19 protein-coding genes are annotated in these 19,549 nt (G+C 57.6%); 10 read left to right on the forward strand and 9 right to left on the reverse strand.

The window, feature by feature from the left end:
• The 9 genes from ACTJJ1_RS22665 to ACTJJ1_RS22705 all read left to right on the forward strand — a co-directional run bounded on the left by ACTJJ1_RS22665 (nucleotide 1) and on the right by ACTJJ1_RS22705 (nucleotide 8,597).
• Complete coding sequence (locus ACTJJ1_RS22665) at nucleotides 1-861, forward strand: SMP-30/gluconolactonase/LRE family protein (protein WP_440835419.1); 861 nt, start codon at nucleotides 1-3, stop codon at nucleotides 859-861.
• A gap of 257 nt (nucleotides 862-1,118) precedes the next feature.
• The gene (gene yiaK / locus ACTJJ1_RS22670; protein ID WP_006327774.1) at nucleotides 1,119-2,117 is read left to right on the forward strand and encodes a 3-dehydro-L-gulonate 2-dehydrogenase; all 999 of its coding nucleotides are present in this window, start codon (nucleotides 1,119-1,121) and stop codon (nucleotides 2,115-2,117) included.
• Between the two features lie 13 nt (nucleotides 2,118-2,130).
• Nucleotides 2,131-2,604 carry a YhcH/YjgK/YiaL family protein gene (locus ACTJJ1_RS22675; RefSeq protein WP_409443796.1) on the forward strand — a complete coding sequence of 158 codons (474 nt, stop codon included), beginning with the start codon at nucleotides 2,131-2,133 and terminating at the stop codon, nucleotides 2,602-2,604.
• 97 nt (nucleotides 2,605-2,701) lie between these two features.
• The gene (locus ACTJJ1_RS22680; RefSeq protein ID WP_440835422.1) at nucleotides 2,702-3,997 is read left to right on the forward strand and encodes an MFS transporter; all 1,296 of its coding nucleotides are present in this window, start codon (nucleotides 2,702-2,704) and stop codon (nucleotides 3,995-3,997) included.
• A complete protein-coding gene (locus tag ACTJJ1_RS22685) occupies nucleotides 3,997-5,487 on the forward strand; it encodes an FGGY-family carbohydrate kinase (RefSeq protein WP_440835424.1) in 1,491 nt (496 codons plus the stop codon). The genes ACTJJ1_RS22680 and ACTJJ1_RS22685 overlap by 1 nt, the downstream gene beginning before the upstream one ends.
• Nucleotides 5,484-6,140, forward strand: coding sequence for a 3-keto-L-gulonate-6-phosphate decarboxylase UlaD (gene ulaD / locus ACTJJ1_RS22690; RefSeq protein ID WP_006327776.1), 657 nt, complete (start codon nucleotides 5,484-5,486; stop codon nucleotides 6,138-6,140). The genes ACTJJ1_RS22685 and ulaD overlap by 4 nt, the downstream gene beginning before the upstream one ends.
• A gap of 1 nt (nucleotide 6,141) precedes the next feature.
• Nucleotides 6,142-7,002, forward strand: coding sequence for an L-ribulose-5-phosphate 3-epimerase (locus ACTJJ1_RS22695; RefSeq protein ID WP_004952556.1), 861 nt, complete (start codon nucleotides 6,142-6,144; stop codon nucleotides 7,000-7,002).
• On the forward strand, nucleotides 6,996-7,697 hold the full coding sequence (araD, locus tag ACTJJ1_RS22700; protein ID WP_440835426.1) for an L-ribulose-5-phosphate 4-epimerase: 702 nt from the start codon (nucleotides 6,996-6,998) through the stop codon (nucleotides 7,695-7,697). Before ACTJJ1_RS22695 ends, araD begins: the two co-directional genes overlap by 7 nt.
• A 201-nt stretch (nucleotides 7,698-7,898) precedes the next feature.
• A complete protein-coding gene (locus ACTJJ1_RS22705; RefSeq protein WP_440835428.1) occupies nucleotides 7,899-8,597 on the forward strand; it encodes an RluA family pseudouridine synthase in 699 nt (232 codons plus the stop codon).
• A gap of 253 nt (nucleotides 8,598-8,850) precedes the next feature.
• Here ACTJJ1_RS22705 and ACTJJ1_RS22710 read toward each other — a convergent pair whose 3' ends face one another.
• Together ACTJJ1_RS22710 and mscS are read right to left on the reverse strand one after the other, a co-directional pair.
• Nucleotides 8,851-9,390 (reverse strand): DUF2058 domain-containing protein, encoded by a 540-nt coding sequence (locus ACTJJ1_RS22710; RefSeq protein WP_004952566.1) that lies wholly within the window; start codon nucleotides 9,388-9,390, stop codon nucleotides 8,851-8,853.
• 271 nt (nucleotides 9,391-9,661) lie between these two features.
• A complete protein-coding gene (mscS, locus tag ACTJJ1_RS22715; RefSeq protein WP_004952569.1) occupies nucleotides 9,662-10,528 on the reverse strand; it encodes a small-conductance mechanosensitive channel MscS in 867 nt (288 codons plus the stop codon).
• Between the two features lie 216 nt (nucleotides 10,529-10,744).
• Here mscS and ACTJJ1_RS22720 point away from each other — a divergent pair, with 216 nt between their 5' ends.
• Complete coding sequence (locus tag ACTJJ1_RS22720; protein WP_004952572.1) at nucleotides 10,745-11,413, forward strand: DUF1345 domain-containing protein; 669 nt, start codon at nucleotides 10,745-10,747, stop codon at nucleotides 11,411-11,413.
• Between the two features lie 53 nt (nucleotides 11,414-11,466).
• On the opposite strand, the gene fbaA is transcribed toward ACTJJ1_RS22720, so the two are convergent.
• From fbaA to ACTJJ1_RS22755, 7 genes are all read right to left on the reverse strand, one after another.
• Nucleotides 11,467-12,546, reverse strand: coding sequence for a class II fructose-bisphosphate aldolase (gene fbaA, locus ACTJJ1_RS22725; RefSeq protein ID WP_004952575.1), 1,080 nt, complete (start codon nucleotides 12,544-12,546; stop codon nucleotides 11,467-11,469).
• 116 nt (nucleotides 12,547-12,662) lie between these two features.
• The gene (gene pgk / locus ACTJJ1_RS22730; protein WP_004952577.1) at nucleotides 12,663-13,823 is read right to left on the reverse strand and encodes a phosphoglycerate kinase; all 1,161 of its coding nucleotides are present in this window, start codon (nucleotides 13,821-13,823) and stop codon (nucleotides 12,663-12,665) included.
• 72 nt (nucleotides 13,824-13,895) lie between these two features.
• Nucleotides 13,896-14,912 carry an erythrose-4-phosphate dehydrogenase gene (epd, locus tag ACTJJ1_RS22735; protein WP_004952579.1) on the reverse strand — a complete coding sequence of 339 codons (1,017 nt, stop codon included), beginning with the start codon at nucleotides 14,910-14,912 and terminating at the stop codon, nucleotides 13,896-13,898.
• Nucleotides 14,913-15,310: 398 nt separating this feature from the next.
• Nucleotides 15,311-16,381, reverse strand: coding sequence for an ABC transporter ATP-binding protein (locus tag ACTJJ1_RS22740; protein WP_004952581.1), 1,071 nt, complete (start codon nucleotides 16,379-16,381; stop codon nucleotides 15,311-15,313).
• Complete coding sequence (locus ACTJJ1_RS22745) at nucleotides 16,374-18,143, reverse strand: ABC transporter permease (RefSeq protein ID WP_020439713.1); 1,770 nt, start codon at nucleotides 18,141-18,143, stop codon at nucleotides 16,374-16,376. Before ACTJJ1_RS22745 ends, ACTJJ1_RS22740 begins: the two co-directional genes overlap by 8 nt.
• Nucleotides 18,144-18,221: 78 nt before the next feature.
• The gene (locus ACTJJ1_RS22750) at nucleotides 18,222-19,310 is read right to left on the reverse strand and encodes an ABC transporter substrate-binding protein (protein ID WP_006327792.1); all 1,089 of its coding nucleotides are present in this window, start codon (nucleotides 19,308-19,310) and stop codon (nucleotides 18,222-18,224) included.
• Between the two features lie 45 nt (nucleotides 19,311-19,355).
• Nucleotides 19,356-19,549, reverse strand: a 194-nt coding sequence (locus ACTJJ1_RS22755; protein WP_440835433.1) for a hypothetical protein, incomplete at its 5' end; no start/stop codon positions are given.

The following is a 19,549-nucleotide window of genomic DNA, read 5'->3' on the forward strand; positions in this document are numbered from 1 at the left end:
ATGAACGGACTGATGGCGGACCATCAGCTTGAGCGCCTGTGTTCACCGGCCATCTGGGCTGAAGGACCGGTGTGGCTGCCGCAACAGGATGCGGTGGTGTTCAGCGATGTGAAAGGCAACCGCATGTTCCGCTGGTCACGGCAGGGGGAGTTGAGCCTGTGGCGCTCCCCTTCGCACTACGCCAACGGCAATGCCCGCGATGCCGAAGGGCGAGTGGTCAGTTGCGAGCACGGACGCCGCGGCATCTCCCGCACTGAAAGCAGCGGTGAAGTGCACATGCTGATCGAACGCGTTGACGGCAAGCGTTTCAATTCACCCAACGACGTGGCGGTGCGCTCTGACGGCACGATTTGGTTCACCGATCCGCCCTACGGCATTACCGGCGACGAAGAAGGTTACAAGTCGGAAAGCCAGGTGATCGGCTGCTATATCTACTGCTTTGACCCGCGCGACGGTTCGTTGAACATTGCCGCCTGCGATCTGCAGCGCCCGAACGGCCTGGCCTTTTCACCGGATGAGTCGTTGCTGTACGTGGCTGATATGTCGATCGTCGATTTCCCGACCCTCGGCCGCAGCGAATTGCGGGTGTATCAGGTCGATGGGCGTGAGTTGAGCTGCGGCCGGCGTTTCGCCGCCGTAGCCCCCGACTTCCCGGATGGCTTCTGCGTAGACAGGGCCGGCAACCTGTTTTGCAGTTGCGCCGATGGCGTGCTGATCTTCGACAGCCAGGGGAAACAGCAGGGAAAAATCGACGTGCCGGAACGGGTCTCCAATTGCACCTTTGGTGGTCCGGACGGCAACGAGCTGTACATTACCGCCACCACCTCGTTATACCGCAGGGTGTTGAATACCCAGGGATAACTGACAGGAGAAGTGAACGCAGAGCGGGCCTGTTCCGCTCTGCTTTGTCACGTCTGAAGCACGTCAATGGCCCAAAAACGTGCCGCCGATCACAAAACCACCAGATTAATTTAACCCACTGTTTTATATAAATAACTTTCTCTTTGCTTACTTTGACTTCACTCAGCCGCAGGTATAGCATTTATTTGAAATGTGATTTCGTATATTGAAATTTAACGAGCATAAAACACACGAAAACGCCGTAACGGAGAGTCCGCATGAGAGTGAGTTACACCGATCTGAAACAGCAATTCAAACGCGTACTGCTGTCGCGGGGCGTGGCGGAAACCACCGCTGACGACTGCGCTGGCATGTTCGCCGACACCTCGGCCAGCGGCGTTTACTCCCACGGCGTTAACCGGTTTCCGCGCTTTATTCAGCAGCTCGACGCAGGCGATATCGTGCCGGACGCCGAACCCAGCAAGCTGCTGTCGCTGGGCGCAATCGAACAATGGGACGCCCATCAGGGCATCGGCAACCTCACAGCCCGCAGGATGATGGATCGCGCCATGCAACTGGCCGATAGCCACGGTATCGGCCTGGTGGCGCTGCGCAACGCCAATCACTGGATGCGCGGCGGCGGTTACGGCTGGCAGGCGGCGGAGAAAGGCTATATCGGCATCTGCTGGACCAACTCGATAGCCGTGATGCCGCCGTGGGGATCCAAAGAGTGCCGCATCGGCACCAATCCGCTGATCGTCGCGGTGCCGGGCAACCCAATCACCATGGTGGATATGTCGATGTCGATGTTCTCCTACGGCGCGCTGGAGCTGAATCGGCTGGCCGGCAAAACGCTGCCGGTAGACGGCGGCTTCGATAACGACGGCCAGTTGACGCGCGATCCGGCCACCATTGAAGAGAACCGCCGCATTTTACCTATGGGTTACTGGAAAGGATCGGCGCTGTCGATTGTGCTGGATATGATCGCCACCCTGTTGTCCGGCGGATCCTCGGTGGCGGAAGTAACCGAAGACAACCGCGACGAGTACGGGGTATCCCAGGTGTTTATCGCCATTGAGATCGAGCGCCTGATCGACGGCAATACCCGCGACGAAAAGCTGCAACGGATCATGGATTACATCACCAGCGCCGAACGCGATAACCCGGAAGTCGCCATTCGCCTGCCGGGCCATAAATTCCCGCGCATCCAGGCGGAAAACATGCGCGACGGCATTCCGGTCGATGAACGCGTCTGGGCGCGCATTCAGGCGCTGTAACAGGAGAACCGCCATGATATTCGGTCATATCGCCAATACGGCATCCGAACAGTACCCTGCGCCGGTCGCCAACGCCGTCGCCTATTTGCAGAATACCGATTTCAGCGCCCTGCCCGCCGGGCGTTATGAAGATCCCGCCACGGGTTACGTGGTGCAGGTGCTGGATCTGCACACTCAACCGCCGGACGAACTGCGGCCCGAAGTACACCGCAAGAACGTAGACGTACAGTTTCTGGTCAGCGGCACCGAATTGATCGGCGTAGCGGCAGATCGCGGCGATAACCCGATCCATCAGGAATTGCTGGCGCAGCGCGACATCATTTTTTATCGGGACGTCGCGGACGAATCCTGGCTCACAATGCGCCCCGGCAATTTCGCGGTGTTTTTTCCGCAGGACGTTCATCGTCCGGCCTGTATTCATCAACGGCCCTGCGCTATTCGCAAAGTGGTGGTGAAAATACCGCTGGCGTTATTTAGCGCCCAATAAGCAACACCGAGTTTATAACCATGAACGACACAGGCCTGCGGGCCTGTGTAGGCGCCCCTACGCCTTAACACCACTAAATGACTCTACAGGTGTATATATGAATACAGCCTCTGTTTCTGTCACCCAAAGCCAGGCGATCCCCAAATTACGCTGGTTGAGAATAGTGCCGCCCATTCTTATTACCTGCATTATTTCCTATATGGACCGGGTGAACATCGCCTTCGCCATGCCAGGCGGCATGGACGATGAACTGGGCATCACCGCCTCGATGGCCGGGTTGGCCGGCGGTATCTTCTTTATCGGTTATCTGTTCTTGCAGGTCCCCGGCGGCAAGCTGGCGGTGTACGGCAACGGCAAGAAATTCATCGGTTGGTCGTTGTTGGCCTGGGCGGTGATTTCCGTGCTGACCGGGCTGGTCACTAACCAGTATCAATTGCTGTTCCTGCGCTTCGCCCTCGGCGTTTCCGAAGGCGGCATGCTGCCGGTGGTGCTGACCATGATCAGCAACTGGTTCCCGGACAAGGAACGCGGCCGCGCCAACGCCATCGTCATCATGTTCGTCCCGATCGCCGGCATTCTTACCGCACCGCTGTCCGGCTGGATCATCACCGCCTGGGACTGGCGCATGCTGTTCCTGGTCGAGGGCGCACTGTCGCTGGTCGTGATGGCGCTGTGGTATTTCACCATCAGCAACCGTCCACAAGAGGCCAAATGGATTTCGCAGGCGGAAAAAGACTATCTGATCAAAACGCTGCACGACGAACAGTTGCTGATCAAAGGCAAAACGGTGCGCAACGCCTCGCTGCGTCGGGTGCTGGGCGACAAAATCATGTGGCAGTTGATTCTGGTGAACTTCTTCTACCAGACCGGGATTTACGGCTACACCCTGTGGCTGCCGACCATTCTCAAGGGGCTCACCAACGGCAATATGGAGCAGGTCGGGATGCTGGCTATCCTGCCCTATATCGGCGCCATCTTCGGCATGCTGATCATTTCCACCCTCTCCGATCGCACCGGCAAGCGCAAAGTTTTCGTCGCACTGCCGCTGGCCTGTTTTGCCATCTGCATGGCGCTGTCGGTGCTGCTGAAGGATCACATCTGGTGGTCGTACGCGGCGCTGGTGGGCTGCGGCGTATTTATCCAGGCCGCCGCCGGGGTGTTCTGGACCATTCCGCCCAAACTGTTTAACGCCGAAGTGGCCGGCGGCGCGCGCGGCGTGATCAATGCACTGGGCAACCTCGGCGGTTTCTGCGGCCCCTATATGGTCGGCGTGTTGATCACCTTGTTCAGCAAAGACATCGGCGTTTACAGCCTCGCAGTGTCGCTGGCCATCGCCTCGGTGCTGGCGTTGATGCTGCCGAACCGATGCGACCAAAAAGCGGGGGCCGAATAATGGACTATTGGCTGGGGCTGGACTGCGGCGGCACCTTTATCAAAGCCGGCCTGTATGACCGGAATGGCGCAGAACTGGGCATAGCCCGCCGTACGCTGGACATTGTCGCGCCGCAACCCGGTTGGGCGGAACGTGACATGCCCGCGCTGTGGCATACCGCCGCCGAGGTGATCCGCGAATTGCTGGCCCGCAACGACATTGCCGCCGCTGATATTCAGGCCATCGGCATCTCGGCGCAGGGTAAAGGCGCGTTTTTGTTAGACGAGCAAGGCCAACCGTTGGGTAACGCCATGCTGTCTTCCGACCAGCGCGCATTGGCACAGGTGCAAGAGTGGCAGAAACAGGGCGTGCCGCAGGCATTGTACCCACAGACGCGGCAAACGTTGTGGACCGGCCACCCGGTCTCGCTACTGCGCTGGGTCAGGCAGCACCAGCCGGAACGCTACCGCCGGATTGGCAGCGTGCTGATGGCGCACGATTACCTGCGTTACTGCCTGACCGGCGAGCTGGCCTGCGAAGAAACCAATATCTCCGAATCCAACCTGTATCAGATGAGCGGCGGGCGCTATGACCCGGCGTTGGCGCAACTGTTAGGTATCGGCGACATCATGCCCGCCCTGCCGCCGATCGTTGGCTCCGCCGAGATCGCCGGGCGGGTTAACGCCGCTGCAGCCGAGGCTACCGGGTTATTGCCGGGAACGCCGGTAGTTGGCGGCCTGTTTGACGTGGTTTCTACCGCGCTGTGCGCCGGGTTGCAGGATGAAACGCAGCTTAATGCGGTGATGGGCACCTGGTCGGTCACCAGCGGCATCACCGACAGCATCGCCGAAGGTTTCGACCATCCCTTTGTCTATGGCCGCCACGCCGAGGCGGGGAAATACATCGTGCACGAAGCCAGCCCCACCTCAGCCGCCAACCTGGAGTGGTTCTGCCGCCAATGGGGGCTGAGCGACTACGCCCAACTCAATGACTGGGTCGCCGCGCTGCCCAAGGCCGCCAGCAGCCTGCTGTTCGCCCCCTTCCTGTACGGCTCCAACGCCGGTCTGGGGCTGAGCGCCAGCTTCCACGGCCTACAGGCCTTCCACCAGCGCGAACATCTGGTGCAGGCGATCTACGAAGGCGTGGTGTTCTGTCATATGACCCACCTTAACCGCATGCGGCAACGCTTCCCGGCGGCTAAAGCGTTGCGCGTCACCGGCGGCCCCGCCAAATCGGCGCCCTGGATGCAGATGTTCGCCGACGTCAGCGGCCTGCCGGTGGAACTGCCGCAGGTTGAGGAAACCGGCTGTCTGGGGGCCGCGATGGCGGCCATGGTCGGCAGCGGCGTATTCCGTGATTTCACCGACGCCCAGTTGGCGCTGGCACCGCGCATCGAACGGGTGCTGCCGGACACTGCAGCCGGTGAGGCCTATGTTCGAAAACACCAAGGTTATCAGGCGCTGATTACGGCGTTGCAAGGGCTGCAATCCGGCCACCAGGAGGTTCCATGAGCAATAAACCGCGCCTGCAACTGGCGCTCGACCATACCCGGCTGGAGGCCGCCTTGCAGACGGCAGAACGCCTGCAATCGCACGTCGACATCATCGAGGCCGGCACCATCTTATGCATCAGCGCCGGTATCCAGGCGGTGAGCGCACTGCGTGAGCGCTGCCCGCAGCATACGTTGGTGGCTGACCTGAAAGTGGCCGATGCCGGTGGCACCCTGGCGCAACAAGCCTTCGGCCACGGTGCCGACTGGATGACGGTGATCTGCGCCGCACCGCTGGCCACCATGGCCGGCGCACTGGAAGTGGCGCATCAGCATCAGGGGGACATTCAGATTGAGCTGTTCGGCCGCTGGACTCTGGACGACGCCAGACAGTGGCGCGAGCTCGGCATCCGCCAGGCGATCTACCACCGTGGCCGCGACGCGCAGGCCAGCGGGCAAACCTGGGGGCGGCAAGATCTGGATCTGATGAAAGCGCTGTCGGATCTGGGCATCGAGCTGTCGGTCACCGGCGGTATCACCCCGGCCGATTTACCGCTGTTCAAAGATATCGCCGTGACCGCCTTTATCGTCGGTCGGGCGCTGGCGGAGGCTGCCGATCCGCTGGCCGCCGCCGGTCAGTTCCGTTCCGCCATTGATGACATCTGGAGAGGTTGATATGCGCCAGCACCCGTTGGGAATTTATGAAAAAGCGTTGCCGAAACACCTGACCTGGCCCGAGCGGCTGGCGCTGGCCAAAGCCTGTGGTTTCGATTTTGTCGAGATGTCGGTGGATGAAAGCGACGAGCGGCTGGCACGTCTGAGTTGGAGCAAGGAGCAGCGGCTGTCGCTGGTCAGCGCCATGCTGGAAACCGGCATCAGTATCCCGTCAATGTGCCTGTCGGGCCATCGCCGTTTCCCGTTCGGCAGCCATGATGATGCGCTGCGCCAGCGCGCCTTCGAGGTGATGGAACAGGCCATTCAGTTGGCGAAAGACGTCGGTATCCGCACCATTCAGCTCGCCGGGTATGACGTCTATTACGAACAGCAGGACGACAGCACTCTGGCGCGCTTTACCGAGGGCATGCAATGGGCGGTCGAGCGTGCCGCCGCCGCCCAGGTGATGCTGGCGGTGGAAATCATGGACACCGCCTTTATGAACTCCATCAGCAAATGGAAGGCATGGGACGCTTGTCTGGCATCGCCGTGGTTCACGGTGTATCCGGACGTCGGCAACCTCAGTGCCTGGGGCAACGATGTGGCGCAGGAGCTGGCGCTGGGCATTGACCGCATTGCCGCCATCCACCTGAAGGACACCTATCCGGTCACCGAAAGTTCGCCGGGGCAGTTCCGCGACGTGCCCTTTGGCGAAGGTTGCGTGGATTTTGTCGCCGTGTTCCGCACGCTGAAACAGCTTAATTACCGCGGCGCTTTCCTGATCGAAATGTGGACCGAAAAAGCCGAGGAGCCGGTGGCCGAGATTGTTCAGGCACGCCGCTGGATCGAACAGAAAATGCAACAAGGGGGAATGACATGCTAACTCTGCCGCAGCTTAAACAACAGGTGCTGGAAGCCAACCTCGACCTGCCCCGCCACAATCTGGTGACCTTCACCTGGGGCAATGTCAGCGCGGTGGACCGCGAACGCGGGCTGGTGGTGATCAAGCCTTCCGGCGTGGAATACGAGCATATGGCAGCCGAGGATATGGTGGTGGTGGATCTCGCTAGCGGCCGCACCATCGAGGGAAGCAAGAAGCCGTCTTCAGATACCGCTACCCACCTGGCGCTGTACCGTGAATTCGCCGATATCGGCGGTATCGTACACACCCATTCGCGCCACGCCACCATCTGGGCGCAGGCCGGGCTGGACATTCCCGCCTGGGGCACCACCCACGCCGACTACTTCTACGGCGCCATCCCCTGCACCCGGCTGATGACCGAGCAGGAGATTGAACATGACTATGAGCTGGAGACCGGCAAGGTGATTATCGACACCTTCCGCCGGCGCGGCATCAGCCCCAACGCCATTCCGGCGGTGCTGGTGAATGCGCATGGCCCGTTCGCCTGGGGCAAGGATCCGCACAACGCGGTGCACAATGCGGTGGTGCTGGAAGAAATTGCCTATATGGGGATTTTTTCACGCCAGCTGACGCCGGGTATCGGCAGCATGCAGCAAGAGTTGCTGGATAAACACTATCTGCGCAAGCACGGCAAGAACGCCTATTATGGGCAATAAGTCGGGTTAGCCCGCCCTTGCAGGCAAACCGCCAGCGTAGTGGCCAGACGCCGAGAGGCGTCTGGTGAAAACAGCCATTGATATCGCGACATAATCTGCGTGACAGCTTGCCACCCGCCGCTCCGTCAGACGAATAGCCGGATTCGCCAGTCGGTTTAAAATTCGTTATCATCCGCTCCCACTCTTCGTCCGGGTAGCCTGATGTCCAAGATTATCGATACCTTTATTGCCCCGCCGTGCCATGACAAGATCGAAAATCTCTATCAGGACGAGAGTCTGGTACTGATCAATAAACCCGCCGGGCTGCTCAGCCTCTCGGGGAAAAACCCGCAAAATCTGGATTCGGTGCATCATCGGCTGGTACAGATATTCCCCGGTTGCACCCTGGTCCACCGCCTGGATTTCGGTACTTCCGGGCTGATGGTGATTGCCCGCAATAAGACTGTCAATGCCGTCCTCTGCCAACAGTTCAGCCAGCGAACAGTGACCAAAGTGTACAGCGCACTGCTCTGCGGGCATCTGGACAACGACGAAGGGGTGATAGACGCCGCGATTGCCAAAGACCCGGCGCTGTTCCCGCTGATGTCGATTTGCGCAACCCACGGCAAGCCCGCTCGCTCCGGCTATCGGGTCGTTGAGCGCTTTTATCGTGAGTTGGAAGGCGGGACGTTACTGCCCGTGACGCGGGTGCAGCTAACCCCGGAAACCGGGCGCACTCATCAACTCCGCATCCACTGCCAGCTGTTGGGCCACCCTATTTTGGGCTGTGACCTGTATGGCGGTCGCCTGCTGCCGGGTACCGAACGGATCCCGCGGCTGATGCTGCATGCCAGTGAACTGCATTTTGTTCATCCCATTGGCAAAGAACAGATCAAAGCCCGTCATGCCAGCCCGTTCTGAAAGCGGCATCTCATCACGATGAACGATGCCCCGGCGTGGTGCCAAAGTGTTTATGGCAAGGCTTAATCAGATGACTTTAGCCAAGAGGCGATAAAAGCGGGGAAGCCAAAAAGACATCATCCAGTCGGGTGGGCAGCAAAGGTGTTGGCAACTCGCCAGAATAACCCTGCGTTTAGCCATAAACTGGCTGAAGATAAATCCTAATGAAAAGCCCTGAAGGACTTTTCATGCATAAGCCGGTGCAAAACGTTAATTACCACATCAAATCATCGGGCACTTTAAAATCGGCATACGGATCTTCTTCATCTTGCTCTTCCTGACTAAGCGCACTATTTAATACAATGCTGTTCGCATCTCGCTGCGCAATTTTATCTGCTACGCTCGCAGGGATAATCACGTATTCACTCTCCTCGCGGTTATCAATAACCAAACGAGCAATGGCGAGGCGACCGCTAATCAGCTGAGCTTGGGTAAGCTTATCCACAACGACTTTTTTAATTACATTATTATCTGTGAAGTTAAAACCAATATCGCCTTTTGCAAGGTCGATTCTGTTCATTTCAATGAGCTGCTTCACCTGAGCTTTATACTCTTTAGATAAAGCCGCTTGTTTTTGTTGTTCGCTTAGCTGTTTATCACGCTCAAGTTGCGCTTTTTTATTTTCTTCCACCGCTTCTCTTGCCTCACGAGCCTGCACCCGTGATTTTTTTGCGGTTTTTTGGACTTTGGCCATTTTTTTGCTGGTCACTAGTCCAGCTTTCAGCATCTGCTCTTGCAAGGTGAGTTTTGTCATTTTCGTTTCTAAACCCGTTGAATAATTTGTGGGATTATACCTGTAATTTTCGAGGCTGTACCAGAGGCTGGCATGGCCTGCCGATGCTCAGCGCCTGGTGTCAGTTCGGTAGGCTCAGCCGCCCGCTTCCCGCTCTACCGGCTCAGCTTGTACCGCCGGCTACCCGCGTCTGGATTAGCGTTGCCAAACTGGCAAAACGAAAAGCCGAGGCTGCCTCTCAGGGAGATAGCCTCGGCCAGCAATAAAAAAAGGGGCCTGAGCCCCTTCTCGCTTATTCCGCTTTAGCGGCGGCTTGTTCAGTGCGATAGAGATGAACGTCCATCTGCGGGAACGGAATGCCGATGTTGTTGGCATCCAGCGCGCGCTTGAAGTTTTCCATCAGATCGAAGTACACGTTCCAGTACTCCGCGTTGGTGGTCCAGGAACGGGTCACGAAGTTCAGCGAAGAGGGTGCCATTTCGTTCAGACGCACGGTCACGCCCTTGGCATGCATAACGCGTTTGTCGGCAGCTATCACATCGCCCAGCACCTTTTTCACCACGTCGATGTCGGCGTTATAGGCCACGCCCACCACGATATCCACACGGCGATTCGGCTCGCGAGAGTAGTTGATGATGTTGCCGGCAATGATTTTTCCGTTCGGCACCACGATGGTTTTGTTGTCTGCGGTACGCAGAGTGGTGGAAAAGATTTGCACCTGATCGACAGTGCCGGCCACGCCGCCCAGATCAACATACTCGCCCACGCGCAGCGGACGGAAGATCACCAGCAGCACGCCGGCGGCAAAGTTGGACAGCGAGCCCTGCAGCGCCAGACCCACGGCCAAACCGGCGGCACCCAGTACGGCGATCACCGAAGTGGTCTGCACGCCAATGCGCCCCAGCACCGCAATAAAGGTAAACGCCAACACGCCATAACGCGCGATCGCAGACAGGAAATCCGCTACCGTGGCGTCAATGCCGCGCAGATTCATCACGCGGTTTAATGCGTTGCCGATCACTCGGGCAATAATCGAACCGATAATCAGGATAACGATGGCGGCGACGATGTTAACCGCGTACTGGATCAGCAGATCCTGGTTCTTCACCAGCCAGTTACCGGCGCCGTTGATGCCATCCACTACATTCAAATCTTTCATTCGTGTCGTCCTAACTTTGTCCCTAATGGGATAAACTCGCAAAAATATACTGACATCAATCGCCAGTTGGAAACCACCGTCTTAGGTTAACCAACATTCGTCCAGCATCCAACCGTAAGCGCTAAAAATAACCGAAACAACGGCGTGTTTGCAGCCATATCCTCTATGCTAAACAAAGCGCTATCCCCATTAAGTTAATCAGGAACCCCATCCGTTATGTACATTCCTTCGTCGATTAAACACTACTGGCAGGTTCGGCCGAGGCTGCTGCTTTCGGTGGGGGCCGGCATTCTGTGCTACCTGCTGCTGCCGGCTCAGCTTTCTGAACTGCAACGCCTGATGATCGGCTGGAACGTGCTGGCCTGGCTCTACCTGCTGTTTCTCTGGCGCCTGATGCTGGTGAGCACGCCACAGCACATCCGCCAGATCGCCCGCTTGCAGGATGAGAGCGCCAGTATGGTGTTGGCGCTGGTCAGCATCGGTTGCCTGGTGAGCATTCTGTCTATCATGTTTGAATTGGGCACGACCAAACAGGTCAGTGACTCGCTGAAAACGCTGCATCTGACGCTGACCGGCGCCACGCTGGTGGTGTCCTGGCTGCTGCTGCCGACCGCCTTCACCATGCATTACGCCCACCAGTTTTACCGTAAGGGCGCGCAGCAGGACCCGCTGCCGCTGGTGTTTCCCGGCAATCTTGCCGAACCGACCTATCTGGACTTCGCCTACTTCTCCTTCACCATCGCGGTGGCGTCGCAAACCGCCGACGTGGCGGTCGGTGCGGCGGAAGTGCGCAAAATCACCCTGCTGCAATCGGTCATCTCTTTCGTGTTCAATATGGTGATCCTGGGGCTGTCGATTAACGTTGGCGCCGGCCTGTTGAGCTAAAAACGAAAAAGGCTCCCCGGGGGGAGCCTTTATGGCAAAACAGCTAATCGAGATTACAGAACGTCTACTGCGTTCAGATCTTTGAAAGCTTGTTCCAGACGAGTAATCATCGAAGTCTGGGCTGCACGCAGCCATACGCGCGGATCGTAGTATTTCTTGTTCGGCTGGTCGGCGCCTTTCGGGTTGCCCAACTGGCCCTGCAGGTAAGCTTCGTTCGCTTTGTAGTACTGCAGGATACCGTCCCAGGTTGCCCATTGGGTGTCGGTATCGATGTTCATTTTGATCACGCCGTAGCCTACGGACTCTTTGATCTCTGCGTCGGTAGAACCGGAGCCGCCGTGGAACACGAAGTTCAGGCTGTTGTGCGGCAGGTTGAATTTCTTGGACACGTAGTCCTGAGAATCGCGCAGGATGGTCGGAGTCAGTTTAACGTTGCCTGGCTTGTACACGCCGTGCACGTTACCGAAGGACGCCGCGATGGTGAAGCGTGGGCTGATGGCGTTCAGTTTTTCGTACGCGTAAGCCACGTCTTCCGGTTGGGTGTACAGAGCAGATGCGTCCATATGGCTGTTGTCCACGCCATCTTCTTCACCGCCGGTGCAGCCCAGTTCGATTTCCAGAGTCATACCCAGCTTCGCCATGCGAGTCAGGTACTTGCTGCAAATCTCGATGTTTTCTTCCAGAGACTCTTCGGACAGGTCGATCATGTGAGAAGAGAACAGTGGTTTGCCGGTAGCGGCGAAGTGCTTCTCGCCGGCGTCCAGCAGGCCGTCCAGCCATGGCAGCAGTTTCTTCGCGCAGTGGTCGGTGTGCAGAATAACCGGCACGCCGTAATGCTCAGCCAACTGGTGAACATGATGTGCACCAGAAATCGCGCCCAGAATCGCTGCGCCCTGCGGAACGTCAGTCTTCACGCCTTTGCCGGCGATAAACGCGGCACCGCCGTTGGAGAACTGAACGATAACCGGAGCACGTACCTTCGCGGCTGTTTCCAGCACGGCGTTGATGGAGTCGGTACCCACGCAGTTCACTGCTGGCAGCGCAAAGTTGTTCTCTTTAGCTACTGCGAATACTTTCTGAACGTCATCACCAGTGATGACACCCGGTTTTACGAAATCAAAAATTTTAGACATGTTACTTTGTCCTGTTTCGTCGGCCGTAGATGGATGTAAATCGATTTTTTCATGCCGCGCCGCCTTGGCCGCGCGGTATAAAACAAACGGGCGGCTTTCGCCTCCCGTTGTTTGAATTACTGCTTAGCACGCTCTTCCAGCATCACTACCGCCGGCAATGATTTACCTTCCACGAACTCCAGGAAGGCGCCGCCGCCGGTTGAGATGTAGGAAATCTTGTCAGCAATACCGAACATGTCGATTGCAGCCAGAGTGTCGCCACCGCCTGCGATAGAGAAGGCTTCGCTGTCTGCGATAGCGTTCGCGACAATTTCGGTGCCCCGACGGAAGTTAGGGAACTCGAAGACGCCAACCGGGCCATTCCACAGAATGGTTTTGGCGTTTTTCAACAGCGCTGCCATTGCAAAAGCAGTTTCGTCGCCGAAGTCCATAATCTCTTCGTTATCAGCGATGTCTGAAACGCTTTTCACCGTTGCCGCGGCGGTTTCAGAGAACTCTGTGCCCACGCGTGAATCGGTTGGAACTGGAATGCCGTACTGATCGCGCAGATCTTTTGCCGCAGCAACGAAGTCTGGCTCGTACAGTGATTTGCCCACGTTGTTTTCGATAGCAACGAAGGTGTTTGCAATGCCGCCGCCGACAATCACGGTATCCGCGATTTTCACCAGTGATTGCAGAACGTCGAACTTGGTAGACACTTTAGAGCCGCCAACGATAGCGACCATTGGGCGAGCCGGGTTACCCAGCGCTTTGCCCAGGGCTTCCAGCTCGGCAGACAGCAGCGGGCCTGCACAGGCAACAGGAGCAAACTTGCCCACGCCGTGAGTCGAAGCCTGCGCGCGGTGCGCGGTGCCGAAAGCGTCCATCACGTATACGTCGCACAGCGCCGCGTACTTCTTGGACAGGGTTTCGTCGTCTTTCTTCTCGCCCTTGTTGAAACGGACGTTTTCCAGCACGACCAACTCACCTTCTGCAACGTCAACGCCTTCCAGGTAATCTTTAGCCAGACGTACCGGGCTTTTCAGGTGTTCTTTCAGGTAGTTTACAACCGGCAGCAGGGAGAATTCTTCGTTGTATTCGCCTTCGACAGGACGGCCCAGGTGGGACGTTACCATCACGCGAGCACCTTGTTTCAGCGCAGCTTCAATCGTCGGCAGGGAAGCACGGATACGTGCATCGGAAGTCACTTTACCGTCTTTCACTGGAACGTTCAGATCGGAGCGGATCAGAACGCGTTTACCTGCCAGATCCAGATCGGACATGTTAATTACAGACATGGTGAACCCTCTTGGTTAAATCTCTATAAAGTTGCCTGAGCGACGCACCGGCAAACTGCCGATGCCGCCGTACTAGAAACCGCTGGCGGCCATTGCCCGTGTTGTATCCAACATCCGATTGGCAAAGCCCCATTCATTATCGCACCAGACCAAGGTCTTGATCAGGTGCTGCCCGCTGACCCGGGTCTGCGTACCGTCGACGATAGCGCTATGCGGGTCGTGGTTAAAATCAATCGAGACCAATGGCAGTTCCGTGTAATCGACTATACCACGAAAAGATCCCTGTGCGGCCTTTTGCAACAGCTGGTTGACCTCTGTCACTTTTACCGCCGAACTGACGCTGACGCTGAGATCGATGGCCGTCACGTTGATGGTCGGCACGCGCACGGAAATCGCTTCGAAACGATCGCAAAACTGCGGAAAAATGCGGGTAATGCCGGCGGCCAGCTTGGTGTCGACCGGAATAATCGACTGGCTCGCCGCGCGGGTGCGCCGCAAATCCTGATGATAGGCGTCTATCACCGGTTGATCGTTCATCGACGAGTGAATGGTGGTCACGGTGCCCGATTCGATGCTAAAGGCATCGTCCAGCAGCTTGATCACCGGAATAATGCAGTTGGTGGTGCATGACGCATTGGACACGATACGGTGTTCCGCCAGCAGCGTCTGATGATTGACGCCAAACACGATGGTGGCGTCCAGATCGTTGCCGCCCGGGTGGGCGAACAGAACCTTCTTCGCGCCTGCCGCCAGATGGGCCTCGCCATCTGCCCGACTGCCGAACACGCCGCTGCAATCCAGCACCACGTCGACGCCCAGCTCGCTCCAGGGAAGCAGCTCTACCGCCGGCTGATGCAGCAAACGGATAGTGTCGTCCCCGACGGTCAGCATGTCGCATTCCTGGCGTACGTCCCAGGCAAAGCGCCCATGGCTGGAGTCGTATTTCAACAGATGGGCCATCCCCTCGGCGTTCGCCAGTTCGTTGATCGCCACCACGGAAATTTCCGCTCTACGTCCCGATTCATACAGTGCGCGTAAAACGCTGCGGCCGATGCGGCCAAAGCCGTTTATCGCTATGCGGATGGTCATGCTGCTCCTGAAAAAGGGCCTTCTTCCGCCGGGCGCGTTCACCGGCATCGAGAGGGCACTGGCTGGTTATCTGACTAACCTGCATAGAGTAGTGTATCGCACCGCCTGCTGTGAATCGCCGCGTAACATTATTCCTTTATGCCGGCGGATCTTCACCGGCGTCACTCGGGCATTTCTGCGAGATACTGCTACAACTGAAACGCTTCAGCCGAGCATAAACCAAAGTTTTGCCAAAAGGAACAGGTGCAGCAAGCCGGTGGGCAACGCGAGAGGGTTTTGCGAGAATAAGATGATCTAGCGCACACTTTTGACTTAAGACGGCACCAAAGCCCGACAATGAAACGCTCAACTTTTAGCCGGCAGGCCGCCCCCCATTGCAGGGTGCGGCCATGCCGATATTATTCTTTGGGGAAAATCCACAGGTGCTCTGCCGGTAACGATAACCTGCACAGCGCCTGCTCGCGAACCTCGCTGCCATAGGCACGCACCACAAAATCCTCGGCCACCGTGCGGAACAGATATTCCCAACGATCGCCAAGATACATGCTGGTCAGCAGAGGCAGCTCAAGTTGATTGCCCTGCGGATCGTCCCCCAGATGCACGCGTTCGACACGGATCACCGCCGTCCCCTCTGCGCCGGCTTTTACCCCCGCGCCTGCCATGCCCCACAGCGCCCAGTCTTTGCCTTCGATGCGCGCTTTACCGTCACTCACCTCCGTGACCTTGCCGTACAGGCGATTATTGCTGCCCATAAACTCGGCGGTAAACAGGGTCGAAGGTGAACCGTACATTTCCTGCGGTGTACCTTGCTGTTCGATTTTCCCGTTGTTGAGCAGCAAAATACGGTCGGAAATCGCCATCGCCTCATTCTGATCGTGGGTCACCATCAACGCCGACAGGCCAAGCTTGATAATCAACTCGCGCAGAAACACCCTCGCCTCTTCACGCAGCTTGGCATCCAGGTTAGACAAGGGCTCATCCAGCAGGATCACCGGCGGGTTGTACACCAGCGCCCGGCCAATCGCCACGCGCTGTTGCTGGCCGCCGGAAAGTTGGTGCGGATGGCGCTTGCCCAACGCCCCCAGCCCAAGCTGATCGAGCACGCCTTGCACCCGCTGGCTGATTTCCGCCGAGGCGACTTTGCGTAATTTCAGCGGATAGGCAACGTTCTCAAACACGGTTTTATGCGGCCATAACGCGTAAGACTGGAACACCAGCCCAAGGTTGCGCTCTTCGGCCGGGATCTCACTGCGTGAAGCGCCATCGTATACGGTATTGCTGCCGATGATAATGCGACCCTGCGTCGGCTTTTCCAGCCCGGCGACCGCACGCAGCAACGTGGTTTTCCCACTGCCCGACGGGCCCAGCAGCGAAACCACTTCACCCCGTTTCAACTGCATCGAAACGCCTTTCAGCACCGGGTTGTCGCCGTAGGTCAAATGCAGATTTTCTACCGAAAGTTCAATCATGTAATTTCACTCCAAAGCGCAGGGCGATCCCCAGACCCAACACCACCAACAGGATGTTGATAAAGGAGAGCGCCGCAACGATATCAATGGCACCCGCCGCCCACAGCGAAACCAGCATCGATCCTATGGTTTCCGTACCCGGAGAAAGCAGATACACCCCGGTGGAATACTCGCGTTCAAAAATCAGGAACATCAACAGCCACGAACCAATCAGGCCGTAACGCGACAGAGGAATGGTGACGTGTCGGGTGATCTGGCCACGGGTCGCCCCGGCGCTGCGCGCCGCTTCTTCCAGTTCGGGGCCAACCTGCAACAACGTGGAGGAAATCAGCCGCAGACCGTAGGCCATCCATACCACGGTATAGGCCAGCCAAACGCTGAAGATGGTGCTGCGCAAGGAACGCAACCAGACGATCAGGTTCTCCCGCAACCACTCGGCCACCGGCAGCGCCGACAGCCAGCCCTCTTTCAGTGATTTATCCAGCCACATCGGCAGGAACAGGAATACCCACAGGAAAGCCAGACCGGCCAGCAGGCCCGGCACCGCTCGCGGCACCAGCACGCTGTAGTCGAGGAAACGGGTCGCGCCGTCGGGCTTGCGGTGCATGGCGATGCCGATAAACAGGTAGCAAGCCACCGCCAGCGCGCCACCGAACACCCCAATCGCCATTGAGTTGACAATCGCCCGCAGCAAGTTGGGTTGCTGCCAGATGGTGCGGAAAGTATTGAGCGACAGTTCGTCCCAGATGGAAACGCCCACGCCCCAGTTGGAGATAAAGGCACGCAATACCACCCCCACCAGCGGTACGCCGATGGTGACCGTCAGCCAGAACACCACCACGGCACCGGCGACCCAGCGCCATTTACCCAGCGGCAACGCGCGGGCCTGCGAAGCCTTGCCTTTGACGGTAACGAAACGGTTGGCGGTGCGCATCAAACGGCGCTGCAACATCACCAACGGAATGGTGATGCAGATCAGCACCACCGCCACCGCCGCCATCAAATGGTAAGACGGCGTACCCAGCTTATTGGTCAGTTGATACAGGTAGGTCGCCAGCACCAGATTACCTTCCGGGTCGCCCAGCACCAGCATCAGGCCGAACACTTCCAGCCCCAGGAAGAACAGCAGCACACCGGCATAAAGAATGGACGGCCGCACCATCGGCAAGCTGACGGCGGTCATCACCTGCAAGGGCGAGGCCCCCGCCGTGCGCGCCGCTTCTTCCACGTCGGAGCCTACGCTGCGCAGCGCCGAAGAAATGTACAGATAGGCGTGGGGCACATGCGTCAGCCCGGCGATGACCACGATGCTGGACATCGAGTAGATATTCCACGGCACGAAGCCCAGCAGCGCCTCCGCCCACAGCGAGAAAAAACCCACCGGCCCGGCGGCCACCACGTAGCCAAACCCCAGCACCATCGGGGAGACAAAGATCGGCACCAGGATCAGCGGCTCAATGAAGCGGCGGCCGGGCAAATCGGTTCTGACCATCAAAAAGGCCAGAATTCCCCCCAACGGAATGGCGATCACCACCAGCCCGAAAGCCAGAATAAAGCCGCTTTTCAGCGCCTTGTAAAAGTCGGGGTCGGTAAAAATAAACTGAAACGCCTCAAGGCTGAACACCTTGGACGGAGAGAAAAAAGGGGCAGAGAGGAAACTTTGAATCACGATAAACGACAGCGGCACATAGATAACCAATGCGGTTATCAACACCACCAAGCCGCGTGGCAGGCTTTGCCACTTTCTACGCCATGCTTCCATAAAATATCCCAATGGTTGTAAACGACGACGACCAAAGGGCGCGCGCCGACGTGGCAGACGCGCGTCCGGATCCGGTTATTATTTTGCCGCGGCGGTACGCCACTGCTTGATATAATCCAGGCGTTTGGCCGGCTGCAGATACTCCAACAGGCTCTCATCCACCGGGATAGGTTTCAGCGCGTTGCCGAGCATTTTGGTCATGCCTTCAATGTCGTTCTTGCCTTCGATGTCATTGCGGATGGAAGGAATGTCCGCCTGATTGGCAAGTATGCTTTGGCCCTTTTCCGACAGCACGTAGTTAAGCCACAGTTTCGCTGCGTTAGCGTTGGTCGCCTCTTTGCTGATAAAGGACACGCGCGACAGCACCAGCGTGTAATCCTTCGGATAAGAAATACCGAGCGAAGGGTCGGTTTTGGCGCGCGCCTCGGCATAAGAACCCAGAATGTTGAAACCGATCAGGTTCTCACCGGATGACACCCTTTCCATCATGGTGCCGGTGGAGGACTGCACCGCCAGGCCGCCTTTGGCTACGTCAGCCAGGGTAGCGAAATAATGCGGATCGGCCTTGGAGTCCTGTACTGACAACATGAAACCCAGCCCTGACTTTTCGATGTCATAGGTGGTGACTTTCTTTTTGAACTTGTCGGTCTGGCTGGCGATCAGTTTTGCCAGTGCGGCGTGCGAGTCCGGTACGTCACCCTGCGGGATCAGCCGTTTGTTATAGATGAATACCACCGGCTCATAGGTGGTGCCGTAGGCCTTCTCTTTCCAGACCGCCCATTTCGGCAATTGGCCCTGTTCCGGCGAGGCGTACTCCTGCGCGTAGTCGGTCGCCAGTTTCAGCGCGGTGTCCATCGACGAGCTCCAAACCACGTCGCCGCTGGTGCCGCCCGCCGCCTGTTCGCTGATGTAGCGGTTGTATAATTCGGTGCTGTTCATGTCGTTGTATTCGACTTTCACGCCCGGATACAGTGCTTCGAACCCCTGAATCAGCGGGCCGGCAGCTTTGGTATCGGTGGTGGAATACACCACAACCTTTCCTTCTTTCTTCGCGCCATCGACTATCTTCTGATAGTCAGCCGGATAGCCTGCCGGGAAGTCGGCATAGGCAGGCGCTGCCCCCAGTACCGCGATCGCAACCACAGACGCACTGATTCTTGTCAACATGATCAACTCCTGGTTACATTTAAGAAACTAAAAATTAACATATAGTTAATCCTCGTTCTTAAGCAACGCCGTTGATTTTTTATCTTCGTGTTTTGTGAGGTTGGGCGATTTTTGGGCAATAAAAAGCCCGGCAAATTTGCCGGGCCTGGCGTCGTCATGTTCAGGGCGGAATAAGCCGCCCCTGCCGTGACTTACTTCAGCAGCGCCTGCGCCTTGGCCACCACGTTGTCCACGGTGAA

It is taken from the genome of Serratia sp. 22264, assembly GCF_052045345.1.
Classification (GTDB): domain Bacteria; phylum Pseudomonadota; class Gammaproteobacteria; order Enterobacterales; family Enterobacteriaceae; genus Serratia; species Serratia plymuthica.